Here is an 18,721-nt window from a genome sequence, read left to right as displayed (position 1 = left end):
GGGATGCGATGCCGAGGGCACATCGTCCGGCCATCGAGCCTTTCGCCGGTTCGCTCGATCATCTGCTCGCGGAGCTGGAGCGGATCGATCTGCTGATCCGTTCGCGGGTCGCCGCCTTCCGCGCGTGCCAGTCCGGCGACGAGCAGTTTCGCGGGCTGTATGTGTCCGAGCAGCAGGTCGATCCGCCGATGGCATGGCGGGGCGTCTGGCGGAACTCGCGCGACGCAATTCGGAGCGCAAGCGACTGGCGCTGGAAGCGGGTACGGATCTGCGGCTCGAACGGCTCGCGCGCCTCTTCGGACTCGACGAGACCGATACCGATATCCTGCTCGTGAGTCTCGCCGTCGAACTGGACACGCGTTACGAGAAGCTCTACGCCTATCTTCAGGACGACGTGACCCGCACGCGCCCGAGCATCGATCTCGTTCTCGCGCTGCTCGTGCAAGAGCCGCTGCAGCGTATCGCGGCGCGCGAGCGCTTCGCCGCCGATGCACCGCTGCGCGCGGCCCGCATGCTCGACCTGTTCGACGATCCCGCGCGCGTCGCGCCGCCGTTCATCGGCAAGACGCTCAGGACGGACGCGCGGATCGCCGCTTTCTTGCTCGGCGCCGACCGGCCGGATGCGCGGGTCGCGCCGTATGTGGAACGGCACGACGACGGACCGGGCATCGATGCGCTCCTGCTCGACGACGACACGCGGCGCGGTCTCGCCGGCCTCGCGCGCGCCGGCGACGCCGCGAACGGCCCGCCGCTCGTCATGCATCTGCAGGGTCCGCGCGGCTCGGGCCGGCGCGCCGTCGCGCGCGGACTGTGCCACGAACGGCGGCAGGCGCTTTTCATCGTCGATCTCGAACGCCTCGTCGCCGATGCCGGACCGGAACTGGCGAGCGCACCGCACTTCGAACTCATCGATCGCGAAGCGCGGCTCGCGGGCGCGGCGCTCTGCTGGCGCGGCTTCGACACGCTGCTCGCCGCCGGGCGCGAGAGCGAACTCCGCGCGTGCCTGCGCATCGTGAAGCGCGCGCGCGGAATGTCGTTTCTCGCCGGCGAATCGCCGTGGTTCGAGAGCGGCGCGCTCGGCGACGCCCGCTTCGTCAACGTGCGGCTGCAACGGCCTGCGGTGCCGGCGCGCATCGACCTGTGGCAGAAGGCGGCGGCGAAGCACGAGGCGGAGGCCGCGCAACTGGATATCGTCGGCGTCGCGACGAAGTTCAGGTTCACGCCGGGCCAGATCGAAGCGTCGATGCATACGGCCGCGAGCCTCGCTGCCTGGCGCGATCCGGAGCACGCGCGGATCGCGTCGCAGGACCTCTACGACGCCTGCCGCGCGCATTCGAACCGCACGCTCTCGACGCTCGCCCAGAAGGTCACGCCGCGCTTCGGCTGGAACGATATCGTGCTGCCCGCGGATCGCATCCGGCAGTTGCGCGAGATCTGCAATCACATCAAGTATCGCAACCGGGTGTTCAACGAGTGGGGCTTCGATGCGAAGCTCGCATCGAGCAAGGGGCTCTCGTTCCTGTTCGCGGGGCCTTCGGGCACCGGCAAGACGATGGCGGCGGCGATCATCGCGGCGGAGCTGGGCCTCGACCTGTACAAGATCGACTTGTCGCTCGTGATCAGCAAGTTCATCGGCGAGACCGAGAAGAATCTCGCGAAGATTTTCGACGAAGCGGAGACCGCGAATTCCATTCTCTTCTTCGACGAAGCCGATTCGCTGTTCGGCAAGCGCAGCGAGGTCAAGGACTCGCACGACCGCTACGCGAACATCGAGGTGGGCTATCTGCTTCAGCGCATCGAGGAATACGAGGGCATCGCGATCCTCGCGACCAACTTTCGCCGCAACATGGACGAAGCGTTCGTCAGACGCCTGCAGTTCACCGTCGATTTTCCGCTGCCCGGCGAAGCCGACCGCTATCGCATGTGGACCGGCATCCTGCCCGAGAGCACGCCGCGCGATCCCGCGCTCGACCTCGCGATGATGGCGAAGCGCTACACGCTCACGGGCGGCAACATCCGCAATGTGGCGCTCGCCGCGGCCTTTCTCGCCGCCGACGACAGCGACATGATCCGCATGACGCATCTGATCGCGGCGACGCAGCGCGAGTATCAGAAGATGGGCAAGCTCGTGGGCGAACGCGACTTCGAAGCGGATGCATCGTCGTGAGCGCCGCCGCGACGGCGCTCGCGAAACACGATATCAGGTGATCGCGCTGCCGCCCGCGACGTCCGCGCCGAGCGCGTTGCTCGCCAGTTCGTACGCGTTGTCGCGGCCTTGCTCGCCCGCGTGCGCCGGATTGATCTTCGCGGTGATCTCGTGGAATTTGCCCTGATCCGCGAGCTCGTTGCAGCCGCGCGACTGCCAGAACCAGGCGGCGGCGAGGGCGGCCGTGTCGGGGTCGTTGCGCACGCTGTCCGGGTTCGACACCAGATCCATGCCGATTCCCCGGCCAACCGCGGCGAAGTTGTCCTTGAAGGTCAGCTGGATCAGGCCCGAGCCGCGATAACGCCAGCCGTCGCCGCTCGAAGCCGGCCCGTTGCCGCCCTTGTTCTGATAGACGAGGTTGGCGATCTGCTGCTGCCGGTCGGGCGGCACGCAGTTCTCGCCGGGCTGACGGCCCAGCGCATTGCATTGCGCCTGCGACAGCGACGAGAACACGGCGTCGAGCCGGGCGGCCGCATAGTTGAACTTCTCCGAGACGGGCGGCAGCGGGAAGCCGCCGCTCTCATAGCCGATCTGCGCGAGAAAGGCCGCCTGCCGCGCGGGCGTGTTGATCTGAAACCGGTCCATCGCGGCGGTGACCGGTCCGAGCCAGAACGCGGCGCTCGCCTGCGGCGCACCGGTTGCAGCCATGAAGGTTGCTTGATCCATCTAATCTCTCCGCATCGAATCTCGTCGGGAACAGGTGGCCTCGCGCATGGCGCGAGCCGTGCCCGAAAATGGAATGCCGCCGGGAATGTTGTTCGAAGGGAGCGCTGTTTTGCGGGGCGGGTGTGAAGGCTGGCATGGCGCTTCCGGATTGCTGCGAACGCCGGCCTGAATACTGTTGTAGCACGCAATCGTCGAAGATTTTAGTTCGGATAACGATGTATGAGCGCTACGTCACACTGCACGTCGAAGCATCGTCGGATTGCCGGTGCAGTGTCCGGTCACTCGTCGGTGTTGCCGCGTTCGCCCGGCTTCGTTTGCAAGACCGGACTGCCGCCTTGCTGAACCGTGTGCGCGAGTTCATGAGCCAGGAGATGCTGGCCCGCCGCGCTGTGCGGATCGTACTGGCCTTGATTGAAGTGGATGTTGCCGCCCGTGGTGTAGGCGCGCGCGTTGATCGCCCTGGCTGCCTCGACCGACTGCGATCCGGTATGAATGCGCACGCCGCCGAGATCCGCGTTGAGCGCGTCGCCGAATTTTCTTTGCAGCTTCGCGGGCAACGGTTCGCCCGCCGAGTTCGACGCGGCATGCACCGCGTGCTCCGCATCGGGATGGAGGTTCGCCTCGGGCTCGCCTGACGACGCGCGATCGATACGCCGCTGATGCTCATCGCCCGCCACGGAGGGCGATGCCATCGCCGGCTCGGGCGCGGCCATCACGCGATCGGCGAAGTGTTCCGCCTCCCGCTCGTGCACGTCCCCCGGCTGGCTCACTTCGAGCCGGGTCTGGATGACGTCCTGGACACGGCGGTTGCCCACCGTGCGCTGCATCTGCAGCAGCGTGCTCGCAGGATCGCGCATGGGTTTCGACGGCGATCGCGCGACCGCATCGCAGAGCGCGGAGCGTTGCGCGACCGCGGGCGCCATCGCTGCCGCGTTTTCCTTGTCCTTGTCTTCTTCCGTCATTTCCGGCTGGCGCGACAAGCGTGTGCCCGAACTGCCGTTGTCCGATGTGTATTCGCGTTGATACGTCACGATGAACTCCCGTCGATCGCCGGACTCGGGCCAGCCAGTCCGGCCTGCCGAAGGCCTTCGCGGTCCCCGACGATTCCAGAAAAGGTCACGGCGTCTCCCTTGTCAAGCTTCGTGGCGCCGTTTGACGGAATAGGCAGGACGTATGGCGAACGTGCTCGGCACGCGTGACCGATCACGTTGAACTCGAAAGCATTCCTGACGGTCTGCAAGCGCGAACGCATTCGATTCACGTTGGCGTGCGAGGTCGATGACCTGGCGGATTCATCGCAATCACGCGCCCGAGCATGCGCTTCATGGGCAGCGTCGTCGCCGTGCTGCGGGAAGCGCTTACATGCACTAAAGCGCGCGCCGAGGTTCGCGATCTGGCGCAGCGCTTCCCGATCATCGGCTCGTTCCGACCTCGGCGTGATGAGGCGCGGCGTCGTCACGCCTCACACTTCACTGCGCTTCAACAGATAGTCGAGACCGCCGACGCGATACCATCGATAGCCATACGGCTCCAGCACCACCGCATGCTGTCCCGCCTCGTTGCCCTGGCTGTGGTCGTCGGAAAGCAGGTTGACGAGCATGTCATGCTCGCCGTCTTCAATGCCGACACGGAACGTCACCGTGCATGCCGCCGCGCCGAAGTTGTGCAGGCAGACGACCGAGTTGTTGCGCCAGTCGTAGCGCAGCGCGAGCACATCGTCGCGCGATGTCTTCAGTATCGCGAAATCGCCCCAGCTGATTTCCGGCACTTCCTTGCGCATGCGAATCATGCGCTCGATCCAGTTCAGCAGCGAGTTCGGATCGCGGCGCTGGCTCGCGACATTCACGCGCTCATAGCCGTACGGCCCGCCCGTGATCACCGGACGCACAGGGCGCGGATGCTTCGTGAAGCCGGCATGCGGCTCGGTGGACCATTGCATCGGCGTGCGCACGCTTTCGCGCTCGGGCAGGCGCAGATCGTCGCCCATGCCGATTTCATCGCCGTAACGCACGACCGGCGTTCCCGGCAGCGTCAGCATCAGGCTGTAGGCGAGTTCGAGCCGGCGACGGTCGCCGTCGAGCATGGGAGCGAGGCGCCGGCGGATGCCGCGTCCGTACAACTGCATTTCCGGCTCGGGACCGAAGGCCGCGAACACGGTATCGCGCTGTTGCGGCGACAGCCCGCCGAGGTCGAGCTCGTCGTGATTGCGCAGGAACACGCCCCATTGCGCGGTCGCCGCGCGTGGCTCCGTCGCCTTGAGCGCTTTCTTCAGCGGTTTCGTGTCCGCGCTCGCGAGCGTATAGAACGCGTTCTGATTGACCTGAAAGTTAAACAACATCTGCAGGCGCTCGCCCGCATCGCCGAAATACTGCATGTCGGTGTCGGGCAGCACGTTCGCCTCGGCTAGGATGATCGCGTCGCCTTCGCGCCACTGCAGGAACTCCCGGAACATGCGCAGCATGTTGTACTGCTCGACCGGCTTCTTCACCTGCGCACCCTTGGTCGCGATGACGAACGGCACCGCGTCCATGCGGAACCCCGACACGCCGAGCTGGATCCAGAAGCCCATGATCTTGAGCAGCTCGGCCTGCACATAGGGGTTGGCGGTGTTCAGGTCGGGCTGGAAGTCGTAGAAGCGGTGGAAGTACCACATGGCCGCCTGCTTGTCGTAGGTCCAGGTGGACTTCTGCACGCCGGGGAATACCACGCCGTCGTTCGCATTGGCCGGGCGCTTCTTCGACCAGACGTACCAGTCGCGATACTTCGACTGCGGATCGCGCCGCGCCTCCCTGAACCACGGATGCTCGTCCGACGTGTGATTCACGACGAGATCGATCATCACGCGCAGGCCGCGCTGACGGCACGCATGCGTGAACTCCGTGAAGTCGCCGAGCGTGCCGTAGCGCGGATCGACGTTGTAGTAGTCGGAGATGTCGTAGCCGTTATCGCGGCCCGGCGACGGCTGAAACGGCATCAGCCAGATGGTGGTGATGCCGAGTCCCTGGAGATAGTCGAGCCGCCGCAGCAGCCCCTGAAAGTCGCCGATGCCGTCGCCGTTCGCATCCATGAACGCGCCGACGGACAAGCAGTAGATGACGGCGTTCTTGTACCAGAGGTCGTTGACCATGCGCTGGGATCGAAGCCCGGTTCGCGGGCGGATGGGGGAACGCCGGCGGCAGCGCCGGCGCGGCACGCGTCCAGTGTAATCGTCGCGCGCCGGCGCCGACAGCCGGCGACCGCACACACCTTGCGACGTCAGATCTGCGCCTGTCCGCCGTCGACGAACAACTCCGCGCCGTTCACGAAGCTCGCATCGTCCGACGCGAGGAAGAGGGCGGCCCCGGCGATCTCCTCCGGTTCCCCGACGCGGCCCATCGGGATGCGCGACGCCAGATAGTCGAGCAATCCCTGCTGTTGCGCCTTGTCCGGTCCGGCGAGATCGACCAGACCGGGGGTTCTCGTCGCGCCCGGGCTGATCGTATTGACGCGGATGCCGCGGTCTTTCAGATCGAGGATCCAGCTCCGGGCGAAGGCCCGGATCGCGGCTTTCGAGGCCGAATAGACGCTGAACGCCGCGGTCCCTTCGATGGTCGTGGTCGAGCCCGCGAGAATCACCGATGCGCCTTTGGACAGCAGCGGCAACGCCTTCTGCACCGTGAAGAGCGTGCCCTTCACGTTGCGATCGAACGTGTCGTGATAGTGCGCTTCGGTGATCTCGCCGAGCGGCAGCATCGTTCCGCCGCCCGCGTTGGCGAAAAGCACATCGAGACGGCCTTTTTCGCCGCGAATCTGTTCATACAGCGCTTCGAGCTGTTCAGCCTTCGACGAGTCGACGCGGACACCCGTCGCGTTGCCCACGGCGGCCACTGCCGCGTCGAGTTCGGCCTGACGGCGGCCGGTGATATACACATGCGCGCCTTCCGCCGCGAAGCGTTTGGCGGTGGCGAGGCCGATGCCGCTGGTTGCGCCTGTGACGAGTGCGATCTTGCCTTCGAGCTTGCGAGCCATGATGTTTCTCCTTCGTTCGGGTGGCCTTGCGTTCGTTGAGTGATGAAGCGATGTGAGGAGAATATCGACGGCCCGATCTTTTCGAAATAGAATCGGCTGCAAACCATCATTGCAAAAATGAAATGACGAAGCTGCCCGATTTCGAGGGCCTGGCGATGTTCGCCAAGGTGTCCGAGGAGGGATCGTTCGCGGCGGCCGCGCGCGCCATGGGCGTCTCGGTGCCCACGGTGTCGAGAGGCGTCGCGCGCCTGGAGGAGCGGCTCGGCGCGCGGCTCTTCAACCGCACGTCGCGCCAGCTCGCCTTGACGGAGTTCGGCCGCACGATTGCCGAAAAGGCCGGCGATATCTACCGGCAGGCCGAAGAAGCCGAAAGCGCCGCCCGCGAGATGTCGGTGCAGCCGCGCGGCCTCATTCGTCTCGCCGTGCCGATGTCCTTCGGCCTGCGCTGGGTGGCGCCGCTGCTGCCGCGCTTCCTGCAGACGTATCCGGAAGTATCGGTCGATCTGCATCTGTCCGATGCGACCGTCGATATCGTCGCCGAGGGCTTCGACGCCGCGTTGCGCATCGCCGCCTTGCCGGATTCGTCGCTGGTCGCCAAACGGCTGTGCCCGGTGTCGCAGCTCCTCGTGGCATCGCCGGATTATCTGAAGCGCTGCGGCCGTCCGATGCATCCGCGGGAACTGGCCGGCAGACCGTGCCTCTCCTATGCTTACCGTGCGCGCAGCGATGTCTGGCGGTTCGTCAACGATGCCGGGGAGGAAGAGGCGATCACGCCGGTCGGCCCGTTGCGCGTGACGAACGCCGATGCGCTGCTGCCGGCGCTGCTCGCAGGGCTCGCGGTTGCGGAACTGCCCGAGTTCATCGCGTGCGAATATCTGGCCGATGGGCGGCTCGAGGCGATCCTCACCGACTGGCATCTGACGCGAGGCGGGCTGTACTTCGTCACGCCGTCGGCGCGCTCGCGGCCGGCCAGAATCCAGGCGCTGGCGGATTTCTTCGCCGCAACCCTGTCCGAGCCCGCATGGTCGCAGCCGTCACGGCCGTGACAGCCTGATCGCGCAAAATCGCACCATTGCCCCCGGCGCAACAAAGCGTTGCCGGAGAAACTAATTTTTTCCGGCGGCGAGTATCCGTATTCTTCTCACATCGTTTTCGCAGTTCGAAGCACCCGCCGCCGCACGATGGCGGTTGTCATACAGGCGCCGGAAGATGCCGGCTATCGCTCCAGACTCGACAATCCCAAACAGGAGAAAGTCCATGCCGTACGTCACGACCAAAGACAACGTCGAAATCTTCTACAAGGACTGGGGCCCGAAAGACGCGCAGCCCATCGTTTTCCATCACGGCTGGCCGCTGTCGTCCGACGACTGGGATGCGCAGATGCTGTTCTTCGTGCAGAAAGGGTATCGCGTGATTGCCCACGATCGGCGCGGCCACGGCCGTTCGTCGCAGGTCTCCGACGGGCATGACATGGACCATTACGCCGCCGATGCCTTCGCGGTCGCGGAAGCGCTCGACCTGCGCAATGCGGTGCACATCGGCCACTCGACGGGCGGCGGGGAAGTGGCGCGTTACGTGGCGAAGCATGGCGAGCCGGCGGGCCGCGTCGCCAAGGCGGTGCTGGTGAGCGCGGTGCCGCCGCTGATGCTCAAGACGGAGGCGAATCCCGAGGGTCTGCCGCAAGAAGTCTTCGACGGTTTCAGGAAGGCGCTCGCCGACAACCGGGCGCAGTTCTTCGTCGATGTGCCGGCCGGCCCGTTCTACGGCTTCAATCGTGCCGGTGCGACGGTCCATCAGGGTGTCATTCAGAACTGGTGGCGTCAGGGGATGATGGGCAGCGCCAAGGCGCACTACGAGGGAATCAAGGCCTTCTCGGAAACCGATCAGACCGAAGATCTGCAGTCGATCACGGTGCCGACGCTCGTCCTGCATGGCGAAGACGACCAGATCGTGCCGATCGCCGATGCGGCGCTGAAGTCGATCAAGCTGCTGAAGAACGGGACATTGAAGACGTATCCGGGCTTCTCGCACGGCATGCTGACGATCAACGCGGACGTCCTCAACGCCGACCTGCTTGCGTTCGTGCAGGGGTAACGATGTACGGCCAGCCCGCTTCGGCGGGCTGGCTCGTCTGCTTCGCCGCGATGCTGCGTCAGTCGCGGGCCGCCAGCATCATCGCTTCGACGAGCGCGCCGGGCGCGTGCGCGCCGGACAGCGTGTAGCGGGCGTCGAACACGAAGTGCGGAACGCCGCTGATGTCCGCGTTGACGTGCGGCATCGCGCGTCCGGTCGAATCGGACAGGCGTCTCGATTCCGACAGATGGTTCACGAGGCCGTCCTGTTCGAGGCCGCATTCGACGCCGAGCCTCCCCAGAACATCCCGATCGCCGATGTTCTTGCCTTCGATGAAGTAAGCGACGAACAGGCCTTCGATCAGCCGCGCGCGCAGCGCTTCGTCGCCTCGTCCGGCCGCATAGGCCACGAGGTCATGCGCGGCAGCCGTGTTGGGCAGCACTTCGATCTGCTCGAACGCGAAGTCGATGCCGGCCTCGGTTCCGGCGCGGCGAACCTGTGCACGCCTCGCCGCCACCGCCTCGTGACTCCCCAGACGATCGAGATAGAACGCCTGATAAGGCATGCCATCGCGCGGCGTGTTGGGAAGAAGTTGGTGAGAACGCCACAGCACCTTCACGAGCACGTCCGGCCGCAAGACGGTGAAGCGGTTGATGGCCGCTTCCAGATTGCGCTTGCCGATCAGGCACCACGGGCAGATGAAATCGAAGAAGACCTCGACCGTCATCGTGCGACGATGACCGGCCGCGACCGCACCGCGCAGCTCAGACAAGTTCATGGATCAGCTTCTCCGCCATCGGCCATTCGCCAAAGCCCGCGGCGGGGTTCAGATGACCCACCTCGCCGAGATCGACGAGGCGGCTGCCCCAGTCCCTGGCCATCTGCTCGACGCGCTCGAAGCGCGCGAGCGGATCGTTGCGGCTCGCGCCGACGATGCTCGGGAACGGCAGCGGCGTGCGCGGGATCGGATGCCAGCCGTTCTCCGCGAGCGCATCGAAGGTCGGATAGCCTTCCGGCAGCGGCGTTTCGAGATCGACGGGCGCGGCCAGCAGCGCGCCGTGGATCTTGCGATCGTGCTGGCGGGCCCAATGCACGGTGATCATCACGCCCGCGCTGTGCGCGACCAGGATCACGGGGCCGTCGATTTTCGCGAGCGCCGCATCGAGCGCCGCGACGCGCGCCGCGCAACTGAGCTTGTCGTGCTCGAGCGGCGCCACCGAGACGGCGTTGGGCAGTTTCTGCTGCAACAGCGTCTGCCAATGCTCGGCGACGTGGTCGCGCAAACCCGGCACGATGAGAACGGTAGGTGTCTTATCGATAGTCATTGAATGTGCCTTCATTGTGTCGGAACGATGCGTCGCGTCGCGGGCTTACAGCGTGCCTCGTCAGTGCGAAGCCTCTTCGCGCAGCGCGGCGACCCGGTCCAGATCGCTTGAATAGTTGCGCTTGCCGATGGCGAACACGATCGCGGCGAGCAGCGGCGCGAACGGAACCAGTTGCAGCGCGCCCAGCAGCCCGATCTTGTCGGCAACGATGCCCGTGAGGATCGCGGCGGGCGCGAGACCGAGCAGGTTGTTGGCAAGCGTGAGCGTGGCGAACGCGGAAGCGTGGATCGAGGGCGGCGTGAGGTTCGCGACCATCGCGCCCGACGGGCCGGTTGCACCCGCGCTGAAGAACATGCCGGCGCCGATCAACGCGAGCTGCATGGGTCCCGCTTCCATCCGGAAACCGATCGCGAGCAGCGTGAAGCACGCGAGGCAGAACGCGATGGCGGTGAGCCACTTCCTGTCGCGCGCGTTCCGGCTGATGCGGTCGGTCAGGCTACCGCAGACGACCATGCCGAGGCCCGTCGCCATCACCAGCACTGCCGCGCCCAGCGCGGCCTTGCCCGGCGCCATGCCGTAGTAGCGGTTCAGGAAGCTCGGCATCCAGGCCCACAGCGCGGCCGGCACCAGCAGATGAAAGCCGCTGCCCACATAGGCGCACACGATCGATTTCGTCGAGAAGAGTCCCTTCATCAGCGCGCGGAAGCTCATGCGCATGCCGAGGCCCGGCTTCGCCGCGCCTTCGCCGGCGGTTTGCAGCGGCGCGAGCCGCTTTTCGGTGACGATCATCCGGTAGGCCACGACCAGCACGAGCCCGAGCACGGCCATCACGCCGAACGCCTCACGCCAGCCGAGGTGCGCCGCGACCGCGCCGCCGATCGCCATGCCCATCACCGAGCCGAACGCGCCGCCTGCCATGAAGGCAGCGGTCAGCGTTGCGCGCAGCCGTGCCGGGAAGATGCTGAGCACCACGGCGATGCCGACACTGCCGTAAGCCGCTTCGCCGATGCCGACGAATGCCCGCGCAATCAGCATCTCGCCGAAGTTGGTCGAAATGGCGCAGCCGAGCGTCGCGATACTCCACATGGCGGCCATGAGGATGATGCTCTTCACGCGGCCCCAGCGGTCGGCCAGCACCGACAGCGGGAACGTGAGCACGCCGACCATCAGCGCGACCACGCTGCTGAGCGAGCCCAGTTGCGTGTCGGACAGGCCCCATGTCGCCTTGAGCATCGGAAACACGGCATTCAACACCTGCCGCGACATGTAGTCGGACAGCAGCAAGCCGACCGTTAGCGCGAACACCACCCAGGCGTAGGCGCGTACGTCACCGCGTACTTTTGAAATTTCGCCCGTCGTGGGCTCCGCGTGCTGCATAAGCATGAACTGTCTCCTTCATGTGTCCCGTCAGCGGCCTGCGCGCGCAGGCGCAGGGCCGCTTGACGATGATTGTGATTCCCGCGATGCGAACCGCTCCGGTCTATGGATGCCGGTTACGCGGCGCGCAAGGGAAGATTCCGCACGCCCGCCTTGCGGTTCGGCGACATGCCGTTCGCGGCGAGCGTCTCGTCGACGGTCTCGTACTGCACGCCGATGCGATAGATCTCGCGCGCTTCCTTGCCGTTCGCGACCTCGCGGCCCAGTTCGCGCGCCACGCGCACGCACTGCTGAATCTGCTGCACCGACGTGAAACGCTGGCCGCTCTGGTCGATGATCGTGTCCTCGATGCCGCAGCGCGGATGCAGGCCCATCGACATCGCCATCATGTTGAACGGCAGCACGTTCTTCAGCAGCGACTCGGCCGTGAGCGTGCAGCCATCCGGCGCGCGGTGTACGAAGTTGAAGAAGTTGAACGGGTTCGGGCCGTCGAAGCCGCCGCCGATGCCGATCCACGTAAGGTTGAGCGGCCCCTTGTACACGCCCTTGCGCACGAGGCGATCGAGCGTCTCGAGCGCATGAATGCCGGTCAGCTGGAAGTGCGGCTGGATGCCCGAGGCCTGCAGACGGCGCAGATGCTCCTCGACCCATGCGGGGCCGGCCGGCACCGTCATTTCGCTGTAGGCGGCCATGAATGCCGGGTTGGAGAGCGACGTGCCTTCCAGATATTCCGGATACAGCAGCTCCATGATGTTCATCTGCGTGGTGTTGATCGCCACGGTCACCTGATCCGGCTTCGGATCGAGATCGGCGAGCATGTGGCGCGTATCGTCCGACAGCCACTTCGCGGCCTGACCGTCGTCTTCCGGCGCGAACGAGATCGAGCCGCCCACCTGGATGATCATGTCCGGCACCGCCGCGCGCACGCCGGCGATCAGCTCGTTGAACTTCGACAGGCGCTTGGAACCCTTGCCGTCCAGTTCGCGTACGTGCAGATGCAGCACCGTGGCGCCCGCTTCATAGCAGTCGACGGCTTTCTGAATCTGTTGCTCCATGGTCACCGGAATGTCTTCGGGGAAATCTTCCGGCATCCATTCGGGGCCGTACGGCGCGACCGTGATGACGACCTTGTCCTGGTTCTCGGGGTGCAGCGAATCATCGAGGAATTGCATGAGGAGGCTCCGGTAAGAAATGGGATCCGACCAGTTCGCGATGTGGACGCGCGTCGCGGTCGTCAAAGGGCGCTTTCGATAATCTGTCGCTTGCCCTTGCTTGATACGTATCCTATTGCGTGGGGGCCGCGCGCGCCCCTCTCTCGATGAGAGGGGAAGGGAGGGCGGCTCGCGATTCCCTCAGACGATTTCAGCTTGCGAACGCCAGTCGCGGCGCGCGGGGCGGAAGAGGAGTGATCAGATGAACGGGCTTTTCAGAAGGATGACTGCCGCCGGAGCCGCACGCACGCTGGCGCTGATCTTGACTGTGTTCGCGCTGGCCGGAGCCTGTCCGGACCTGTTCGGTGAAGAAGCCGGCAATGCGGGAGGGAGCAATGCGGCGCGTCTGCGCGCCAGGTACGAAAGCCTGACGCAGCAACTCAGCCATAACCCGTTTCATCGCCAGTTGTACCTGGAGTCGGCGGAAACCGGCTCATCGCTCAAAGGCGACATTTATGCCGTGGTGGACTATCCGTTCGCCACGGTCAACGGCGCGCTCAACGATCCGTCGCAAGGCCCCGCCAACTGGTGCGACGTGCTGATCCTGCATCTGAACGTGAAGTATTGCCGCCCGTCGGCGAGCGCCGGCGGCGGCACCCAGCTCATCGTGAATCTGGGCAGGAAGATCGAAGAGAAGCTCTCGTCGACCTACCGCGTGCAGTTCGACTACCGATCGGTCGCCACGAGCACGACGTATTTTCAGGTCGATCTCGACGCCGACACCGGGCCGATGAGCACCCGCGACTACCACATCGTGCTGGAAGCCGCGCCGGTCGCGGCCGGCCGCACTTTTCTGCACCTGACGTATTCGTATGGATATGGCATGGCGGGGCGCCTCGCGATGAAAAGCTATCTCGCCACCATCGGCAGCGACAAGGTCGGCTTCACCACCGCGCCGGATTCGACGTCCGGACAGCCGGAGTACATCGGCGGTGTCAGGGGGCTCGTGGAGCGCAACACGATGCGTTACTACCTGGCGATCGACGCGTATCTGCAGGCGTTATCGAGTCCCGCCGACAAGCGGCTCGACAAGCGGCTCTCGAACTGGTTCGACGCGACCGAGCAGTATCCGCGCCAGTTGCACGAGGTCGACAGGAGCGAGTACATGACGATGAAACACAACGAATACCGCAGGCAGCAGACGCCGCAATGAATGAAGCGTTTCCATCGATGGCGGATGCTCGCGCGTCACGCTGACGCGCCTCTCGCGGATCGTTTGCGCGCCTTCGCACCATGCCAGAACCTGTAGCGCGCCCGCACTTCGGGTAGTCAGACTGCTCGTTTTCCCTATTCCCTCCCGCCGCGAGAGGGGTTCGGCCCGCACGCTTTCGATAGTCTTGCATAAGTGCCAGCCGCGTGCTCCCGGCACGGGGTGTCCGAAGCAGACACCGGACGCGCAAAGAGGGCCGTGAAGTGTAAGCGTGCGCTTGCCAGATTGCAAAAGAATTCCTGGACGGCACGCGTGAATGATTTTTAGACAATAGGGATCTCTAATGAAAGCAAGAATGACTGGCGTTGCGGCTCTGATCGGTATTTCGTCCGCGGCCGCGCACGCTCAATCGGCGGTGACGCTTTATGGCGTCGTCGATTCGGGGCTGCTCTATCAAAGCACGGCGGCGGCGTCGTTCGCGCCCAATGCGCCGAATCTCGGCAAGGTGTATCGCTTCAAGGATGGCGGCATCTATTCGAGCGGCTGGGGCATCAAGGGCAGCGAGGATATCGGCGGCGGCTACAAGATCAACTTCAAGCTGCAGAGCTCGTTCGACAGCGGCACGGGCCGCTTCGGCCTGAGCGACACCGCGGGTGTCACCGCGCAGTTCAACCAGTACGCGACGCTCGGCGTCTCGGGTCCGTTCGGCAAGTTCGATGCAGGCCGCCAGATCGTCCCGATGATCTGGGCGATGTACGACACGGACGTGCGCGGCGCGCAGTACTTCGGCAGTATCCTGACCGCGTGGCTCGGCATGAACCAGGCCGCGGGCTGGCCCGGCACGAGCACGAACGGCGCGATCGGCGCACTGTACGACAGCAACGCGCTCGTCTACGAATCGCCGAAGTTCTACGGCGCGTCCTTCGCGCTGGAATACGCGCCGGGCGGCGTGCCGGGACACTTCCAGGGCGGCACGCGCGAATCGGCCGTCGTCAAGTATTCGAACTACGGCCTGAACCTCGCGGTGGCGTACTACAACGGCCACGACGCCAATCCGTTTCCGCCGACGTATCCCGCCAGCCCGGCCATTCCGGCGACAGGACAGAACAACAACCGATTTTTCTACGCCGGAGCGCAGTACACGTTTTATGGTTTCTCAGTGTCCGGCTCATACGGCCACGGCAAGAATCCGGCAAACAGCGGCCGTGCCGATATCGATATGTATTCAGCTGGTCTCGGCTATCGATTCACCCCCGCACTGAAAGTGACGTCCGGCTTTTATTACCTGAAGGACAACAACAACTCGAACAACCATTCGAGCGAGTTCGCGGTGGGCGCGGAGTACGGCCTGTCCAAGCGCACCACGGCCTACGCGCAGGTCGGTTACGTCGACAACGACGGCACGATGAACCAGACGATCGTGTATGGACAGCCTGTCGCACCGGGCAAGTCGACGACCGCGGCGATGGTCGGCGTGCGGCATAACTTCTGACGAGGCGGGCGCGTATCGCGCTCGCGCACATCGCGCACATCGCGCCGACGGCGCAGACAACAACGAACGGAGCAACGAATGAACGCAGCGAAGATTTTGAAACTGGCCGGGGTGCTGATCGTCCTGGCATCCGGATATGCATGGTCCCAGCCGGGCTCGGCCAGCGGCGCCCAGGCCGCTTCGACGACGCCCGCCTCGGGCGGAGCGGGTGCGCCGAAGCAGTCGAACCGCGCGCTGCGCAGGGCCGTGTATGCCGCGTTCGGGAAAGACAAGTCGATCGATGCGGGCAGCATCGGCGTGAGCGCGAAGAACGGCGCAGTGACGCTGACCGGCACCGTCGACGAAGCCTCGCAGATCGACAAGGCGGCGACGCTCGCGAAGGGCGTGCCCGGCGTCGTGTCGGTGCAGAACAAGCTGACCGTGAAGCGGGGCTTCAGCCAGTAAGCGCACACGCGCGACCCTACGAGCGACGCGCACGAACCGCGAAATCATCCGGCGACCAAAGGGCCGGGCCAAGGAGATTGAGATGCAGCACGCAGTATCCGAATCAACGCAGTCGGCATATGCCTATCCGCTTCTGGTGAAGCATCTTCTGCACACGCCGTTCACGCAGGCGCTCGACCAGGAGATCGTGTACCGCGGCGATTTGCGCATGACGTATCGTGACTTGCGCGAGCGCATCGCGCGTCTCGCCGATGGCCTCTCGAAGCTCGGCGTGCGTCAGGGCACGACCGTCGCGATGATGGACTGGGACAGCCACCGCTACCTCGAATCCTATTTCGCGGTGCCGATGATGGGCGCCGTGCTGCAAACCGTGAACGTGCGCCTCTCGCAGGCCGAGATTCTTTACACGCTCAACCATGCGGGCGCCGAGGTTCTGGTCGTGCATACCGACTTCCTGCCGGTGGTCGAGGCGATGAAGGATCAGCTCGAAACCGTGCGCACCTTCATCTGGATCGACGAGAAGGGCAGCGTCGCACCGGCGCACACGATTCCGTTCGCCGCCGAATACGAGCAGATGCTGGCCGCCAGCGCCACGCATTATGAGTTTCCCGATTTCGACGAGAACACGCGCGCGACGACCTTCTACACCACCGGCACGACCGGTTTGCCGAAGGGCGTGTACTTCTCGCATCGGCAGCTCGTGCTGCATACCATCACCGGCATGGCCGCCTTCGCGAGCCCGGTCTCGGGCCAGCGCTTTCATCGCGGCGATGTGTACATGCCCATCACGCCGATGTTCCATGTGCACGCCTGGGGCATTCCCTTCATCGCCACGGTGCTCGGCGTCAAGCAGGTCTATCCGGGCCGCTATGTGCCCGATCGCCTCGTGAAGCTGATCCGCGATGAAGGCGTCACGTTCTCGCACTGCGTGGGCACCATCCTGCACATGCTGCTCGTGTGCCCGGATGCAGCCGGCATCGATCTGTCGAAGTGGAAGGTCGTGATCGGCGGCGGCGCGCTGCCGCAGGGACTGGCGCGCTCGGCGCTCGAGCGCGGCATCGACGTGTTCGCGGGTTATGGCATGTCGGAGACCTGTCCGCTCCTGAGTCTCGCGCAACTGAGCCCGACCGAAGCGCCCAAGGATCTCGACGACGAAGTGCGCCTGCGCTGCAAGACGGGGCGGCCCCTGCCGCTCGTCGATCTGCGCATCGTGGATGAAGAGATGCGCGACCAGCCGAGCGATGGCCGTGCGAGCGGCGAGATCGTCGTGCGTACGCCGTGGCTCACGCAAGGCTATCTGAAGAACCCGGAGGCGTCCGCCGAACTGTGGCAGGGCGGCTATCTGCACACGCAGGACATCGCGAGCATCGATACGCAGGGCTATCTGCAGATCACGGACCGCATCAAGGACGTGATCAAGTCGGGCGGCGAGTGGGTGTCGTCGCTCGAAATCGAGAGCCTGATTTCGCAGCACCCCGGCGTGTCGGAGGTCGCGGTGATCGGCGTCAAGGACGAGAAGTGGGGCGAGCGTCCTGTTGCGCTGGTCGTCCTCAAGCCCGGCTACGAGTTGCCCGTTTCAGGCGATGACATCAGAAAGCACGTCCTCGATTTCAGCGAAACCGGGCGGATCTCGAAGTATGCGGTGCCGCAGGTCGTGAAGTTCGTCGACGAGCTGGAGAAGACGAGCGTCGGCAAGCTGAACAAGAAGCGGCTGCGCGAGCGGTTCGCTGCGTGAGGGAAGGGCGCCTTTGGCGCCGCTCTTTGAATCGAGGTCGAAATGAACATTTTGTTTCCACACATTGACAGCATTTACGTGGGCGAGGGCCCCATCTATTTCGATGCGATCGTCGACGGCGTCGCGGTCAACTGCGTCCTGACGGAGCATGCGCTGGCCGCAGCCGCCGGTATCGACCACGTCGTTTCCCGGCGCGAAGCCTTTGCCTTCGGGCAGCCCGCGATCAGGGAAGTCGTGGCGCGACAAGCCAGGGATACGACCGTCGGGCCGATCGTCATTACGCGGGCCGAATTCCGCATGTGAAGGCGGCGGGCCATCATCGAGACTCATGGAAATCATCACGAACATGAAGCAGTCCACTATCAAGGCGACACTCACTTTCAGCGACAACACGCCGAGCGTCGATATGCCGATCTACACGGGCACGATGGGCCCGGACGTGATCGACATCCGCAAGCTGTACGGCCAGACCGGCAAGTTCACGTATGACCCGGGCTTCATGTCGACGGCGGCGTGCAATTCGGCGATCACCTACATCGACGGCGACAAGGGCGAGCTGCTGTATCGCGGCTATCCGATCGAAGACCTGGCTGTGAACGCCGACTTTCTGCAGACCTGCTATCTGCTTCTGAAGGGCGAGTTGCCCGACGCCGCGCAGAACAAGGAATTCGTCGACACGGTCACGCGTCACACGATGGTGCACGAGCAGATGCACTTCTTCTTCCGTGGCTTTCGTCGCGACGCGCACCCGATGGCCGTGTTGACGGCTGCGGTCGGCGCGCTGTCGGCGTTCTATCACGATTCACTCGATATCAACGACCCGCAGCATCGTGAAGTGTCCGCGATCCGCATGATCGCGAAGCTGCCGACCCTCGTCGCGATGGCCTATAAGTACAGCATCGGCCAGCCGTTCGTGTATCCGAAGAACGAGCTGTCGTACAGCGCGAACTTCATGCGCATGATGTTCTCGAACCCGTGCGAAGAGTACAAGGTCAACGACGTGCTCGTGCGCGCGCTCGACCGTATCCTGATCC

18 protein-coding genes and 1 pseudogene are annotated in these 18,721 nt (G+C 64.7%); 10 read left to right on the top strand and 9 right to left on the bottom strand.

The window, feature by feature from the left end; genetic code table 11:
• Positions 1 to 8 precede the first annotated feature (8 nt).
• Together AWB78_RS50255 and AWB78_RS10285 are read left to right on the top strand one after the other, a co-directional pair.
• Positions 9 to 149: pseudogene (locus AWB78_RS50255) on the top strand (hypothetical protein); the annotation flags it as partial.
• Positions 125 to 2,167, top strand: a complete 2,043-nt coding sequence (locus AWB78_RS10285; protein WP_510183594.1) for an ATP-binding protein — start codon at positions 125 to 127, stop codon at positions 2,165 to 2,167. The pseudogene AWB78_RS50255 and the gene AWB78_RS10285, both read left to right, overlap by 25 nt.
• A gap of 33 nt (positions 2,168 to 2,200) precedes the next feature.
• Here the strand turns inward: AWB78_RS10285 and AWB78_RS10280 are convergent, their stop codons facing one another.
• The 5 genes from AWB78_RS10280 to AWB78_RS10265 all read right to left on the bottom strand — a co-directional run bounded on the left by AWB78_RS10280 (position 2,201) and on the right by AWB78_RS10265 (position 6,880).
• On the bottom strand, positions 2,201 to 2,872 hold the full coding sequence (locus tag AWB78_RS10280; protein ID WP_062604465.1) for a glycoside hydrolase family 19 protein: 672 nt from the start codon (positions 2,870 to 2,872) through the stop codon (positions 2,201 to 2,203).
• 278 nt (positions 2,873 to 3,150) lie between these two features.
• Positions 3,151 to 3,903, bottom strand: a complete 753-nt coding sequence (locus AWB78_RS47595) for an eCIS core domain-containing protein (RefSeq protein WP_062604464.1) — start codon at positions 3,901 to 3,903, stop codon at positions 3,151 to 3,153.
• Positions 3,900 to 4,331 (bottom strand): hypothetical protein, encoded by a 432-nt coding sequence (locus tag AWB78_RS46410; RefSeq protein WP_157697449.1) that lies wholly within the window; start codon positions 4,329 to 4,331, stop codon positions 3,900 to 3,902. Before AWB78_RS46410 ends, AWB78_RS47595 begins: the two co-directional genes overlap by 4 nt.
• 3 nt (positions 4,332 to 4,334) lie before the next feature.
• Entirely contained in the window at positions 4,335 to 5,999 is a 1,665-nt protein-coding gene (locus AWB78_RS10270; RefSeq protein WP_062604463.1) for an alpha-amylase family protein, read from the bottom strand.
• A 128-nt stretch (positions 6,000 to 6,127) separates the two neighbouring features.
• On the bottom strand, positions 6,128 to 6,880 hold the full coding sequence (locus AWB78_RS10265; RefSeq protein ID WP_062604462.1) for an SDR family NAD(P)-dependent oxidoreductase: 753 nt from the start codon (positions 6,878 to 6,880) through the stop codon (positions 6,128 to 6,130).
• Positions 6,881 to 7,002: 122 nt separating this feature from the next.
• Between AWB78_RS10265 and AWB78_RS10260 the strand changes: the two genes are divergently transcribed.
• On the top strand, positions 7,003 to 7,926 hold the full coding sequence (locus AWB78_RS10260) for a LysR family transcriptional regulator (RefSeq protein ID WP_062604461.1): 924 nt from the start codon (positions 7,003 to 7,005) through the stop codon (positions 7,924 to 7,926).
• A gap of 211 nt (positions 7,927 to 8,137) precedes the next feature.
• Positions 8,138 to 8,974, top strand: coding sequence for an alpha/beta fold hydrolase (locus AWB78_RS10255; RefSeq protein WP_062604460.1), 837 nt, complete (start codon positions 8,138 to 8,140; stop codon positions 8,972 to 8,974).
• 58 nt (positions 8,975 to 9,032) lie between these two features.
• Here AWB78_RS10255 and AWB78_RS10250 read toward each other — a convergent pair whose 3' ends face one another.
• The 4 genes from AWB78_RS10250 to AWB78_RS10235 all read right to left on the bottom strand — a co-directional run bounded on the left by AWB78_RS10250 (position 9,033) and on the right by AWB78_RS10235 (position 12,827).
• The gene (locus AWB78_RS10250; protein WP_063958958.1) at positions 9,033 to 9,731 is read right to left on the bottom strand and encodes a DsbA family oxidoreductase; all 699 of its coding nucleotides are present in this window, start codon (positions 9,729 to 9,731) and stop codon (positions 9,033 to 9,035) included.
• Positions 9,718 to 10,278 (bottom strand): RBBP9/YdeN family alpha/beta hydrolase, encoded by a 561-nt coding sequence (locus tag AWB78_RS10245; protein WP_062604459.1) that lies wholly within the window; start codon positions 10,276 to 10,278, stop codon positions 9,718 to 9,720. The genes AWB78_RS10250 and AWB78_RS10245 overlap by 14 nt, the downstream gene beginning before the upstream one ends.
• Positions 10,279 to 10,338: 60 nt before the next feature.
• Positions 10,339 to 11,661 (bottom strand): MFS transporter, encoded by a 1,323-nt coding sequence (locus AWB78_RS10240; protein ID WP_062604458.1) that lies wholly within the window; start codon positions 11,659 to 11,661, stop codon positions 10,339 to 10,341.
• Positions 11,662 to 11,771: 110 nt separating this feature from the next.
• Positions 11,772 to 12,827 carry a beta-keto acid cleavage family enzyme gene (locus AWB78_RS10235; RefSeq protein ID WP_062604618.1) on the bottom strand — a complete coding sequence of 352 codons (1,056 nt, stop codon included), beginning with the start codon at positions 12,825 to 12,827 and terminating at the stop codon, positions 11,772 to 11,774.
• Positions 12,828 to 13,089: 262 nt separating this feature from the next.
• Between AWB78_RS10235 and AWB78_RS10230 the strand changes: the two genes are divergently transcribed.
• From AWB78_RS10230 to AWB78_RS10205, 6 genes are all read left to right on the top strand, one after another.
• On the top strand, positions 13,090 to 14,019 hold the full coding sequence (locus AWB78_RS10230) for a hypothetical protein (RefSeq protein ID WP_374729456.1): 930 nt from the start codon (positions 13,090 to 13,092) through the stop codon (positions 14,017 to 14,019).
• Positions 14,020 to 14,371: 352 nt separating this feature from the next.
• A complete protein-coding gene (locus AWB78_RS10225; RefSeq protein WP_374729455.1) occupies positions 14,372 to 15,508 on the top strand; it encodes a porin in 1,137 nt (378 codons plus the stop codon).
• 78 nt (positions 15,509 to 15,586) lie between these two features.
• Entirely contained in the window at positions 15,587 to 15,952 is a 366-nt protein-coding gene (locus AWB78_RS10220; RefSeq protein WP_062604456.1) for a BON domain-containing protein, read from the top strand.
• Between the two features lie 82 nt (positions 15,953 to 16,034).
• The gene (locus tag AWB78_RS10215) at positions 16,035 to 17,687 is read left to right on the top strand and encodes a fatty acid--CoA ligase (RefSeq protein WP_062604455.1); all 1,653 of its coding nucleotides are present in this window, start codon (positions 16,035 to 16,037) and stop codon (positions 17,685 to 17,687) included.
• Between the two features lie 42 nt (positions 17,688 to 17,729).
• The gene (locus tag AWB78_RS10210; protein ID WP_062604454.1) at positions 17,730 to 17,990 is read left to right on the top strand and encodes a hypothetical protein; all 261 of its coding nucleotides are present in this window, start codon (positions 17,730 to 17,732) and stop codon (positions 17,988 to 17,990) included.
• 43 nt (positions 17,991 to 18,033) lie between these two features.
• On the top strand, positions 18,034 to 18,721 hold a 688-nt coding region (locus tag AWB78_RS10205), incomplete at its 3' end, for a citrate/2-methylcitrate synthase (protein WP_332460097.1).

Source organism: Caballeronia calidae (assembly GCF_900044055.2).
In the GTDB taxonomy this organism is placed as follows: domain Bacteria; phylum Pseudomonadota; class Gammaproteobacteria; order Burkholderiales; family Burkholderiaceae; genus Caballeronia; species Caballeronia calidae.
This window is presented reverse-complemented; position numbering and strand designations above follow the sequence as displayed.

Bases quoted from the DNA above. Each gene is read 5' to 3' on its own strand.
- AWB78_RS10215 (WP_062604455.1), top strand. From the start codon at position 16,035: ATGCAGCACGCAGTATCCGAATCAACGCAGTCGGCATATGCCTATCCG.
- AWB78_RS10270 (WP_062604463.1), bottom strand. From the start codon at position 5,999: ATGGTCAACGACCTCTGGTACAAGAACGCCGTCATCTACTGCTTGTCC.
- AWB78_RS10250 (WP_063958958.1), bottom strand. From the start codon at position 9,731: ATGAACTTGTCTGAGCTGCGCGGTGCGGTCGCGGCCGGTCATCGTCGC.
- AWB78_RS10220 (WP_062604456.1), top strand. From the start codon at position 15,587: ATGAACGCAGCGAAGATTTTGAAACTGGCCGGGGTGCTGATCGTCCTG.
- AWB78_RS10230 (WP_374729456.1), top strand. From the start codon at position 13,090: ATGACTGCCGCCGGAGCCGCACGCACGCTGGCGCTGATCTTGACTGTG.
- AWB78_RS10265 (WP_062604462.1), bottom strand. From the start codon at position 6,880: ATGGCTCGCAAGCTCGAAGGCAAGATCGCACTCGTCACAGGCGCAACC.
- AWB78_RS10210 (WP_062604454.1), top strand. From the start codon at position 17,730: ATGAACATTTTGTTTCCACACATTGACAGCATTTACGTGGGCGAGGGC.
- AWB78_RS10240 (WP_062604458.1), bottom strand. From the start codon at position 11,661: ATGCTTATGCAGCACGCGGAGCCCACGACGGGCGAAATTTCAAAAGTA.
- AWB78_RS10245 (WP_062604459.1), bottom strand. From the start codon at position 10,278: ATGACTATCGATAAGACACCTACCGTTCTCATCGTGCCGGGTTTGCGC.
- AWB78_RS10255 (WP_062604460.1), top strand. From the start codon at position 8,138: ATGCCGTACGTCACGACCAAAGACAACGTCGAAATCTTCTACAAGGAC.
- AWB78_RS10225 (WP_374729455.1), top strand. From the start codon at position 14,372: ATGACTGGCGTTGCGGCTCTGATCGGTATTTCGTCCGCGGCCGCGCAC.
- AWB78_RS10235 (WP_062604618.1), bottom strand. From the start codon at position 12,827: ATGCAATTCCTCGATGATTCGCTGCACCCCGAGAACCAGGACAAGGTC.
- AWB78_RS10260 (WP_062604461.1), top strand. From the start codon at position 7,003: ATGACGAAGCTGCCCGATTTCGAGGGCCTGGCGATGTTCGCCAAGGTG.
- AWB78_RS10280 (WP_062604465.1), bottom strand. From the start codon at position 2,872: ATGGATCAAGCAACCTTCATGGCTGCAACCGGTGCGCCGCAGGCGAGC.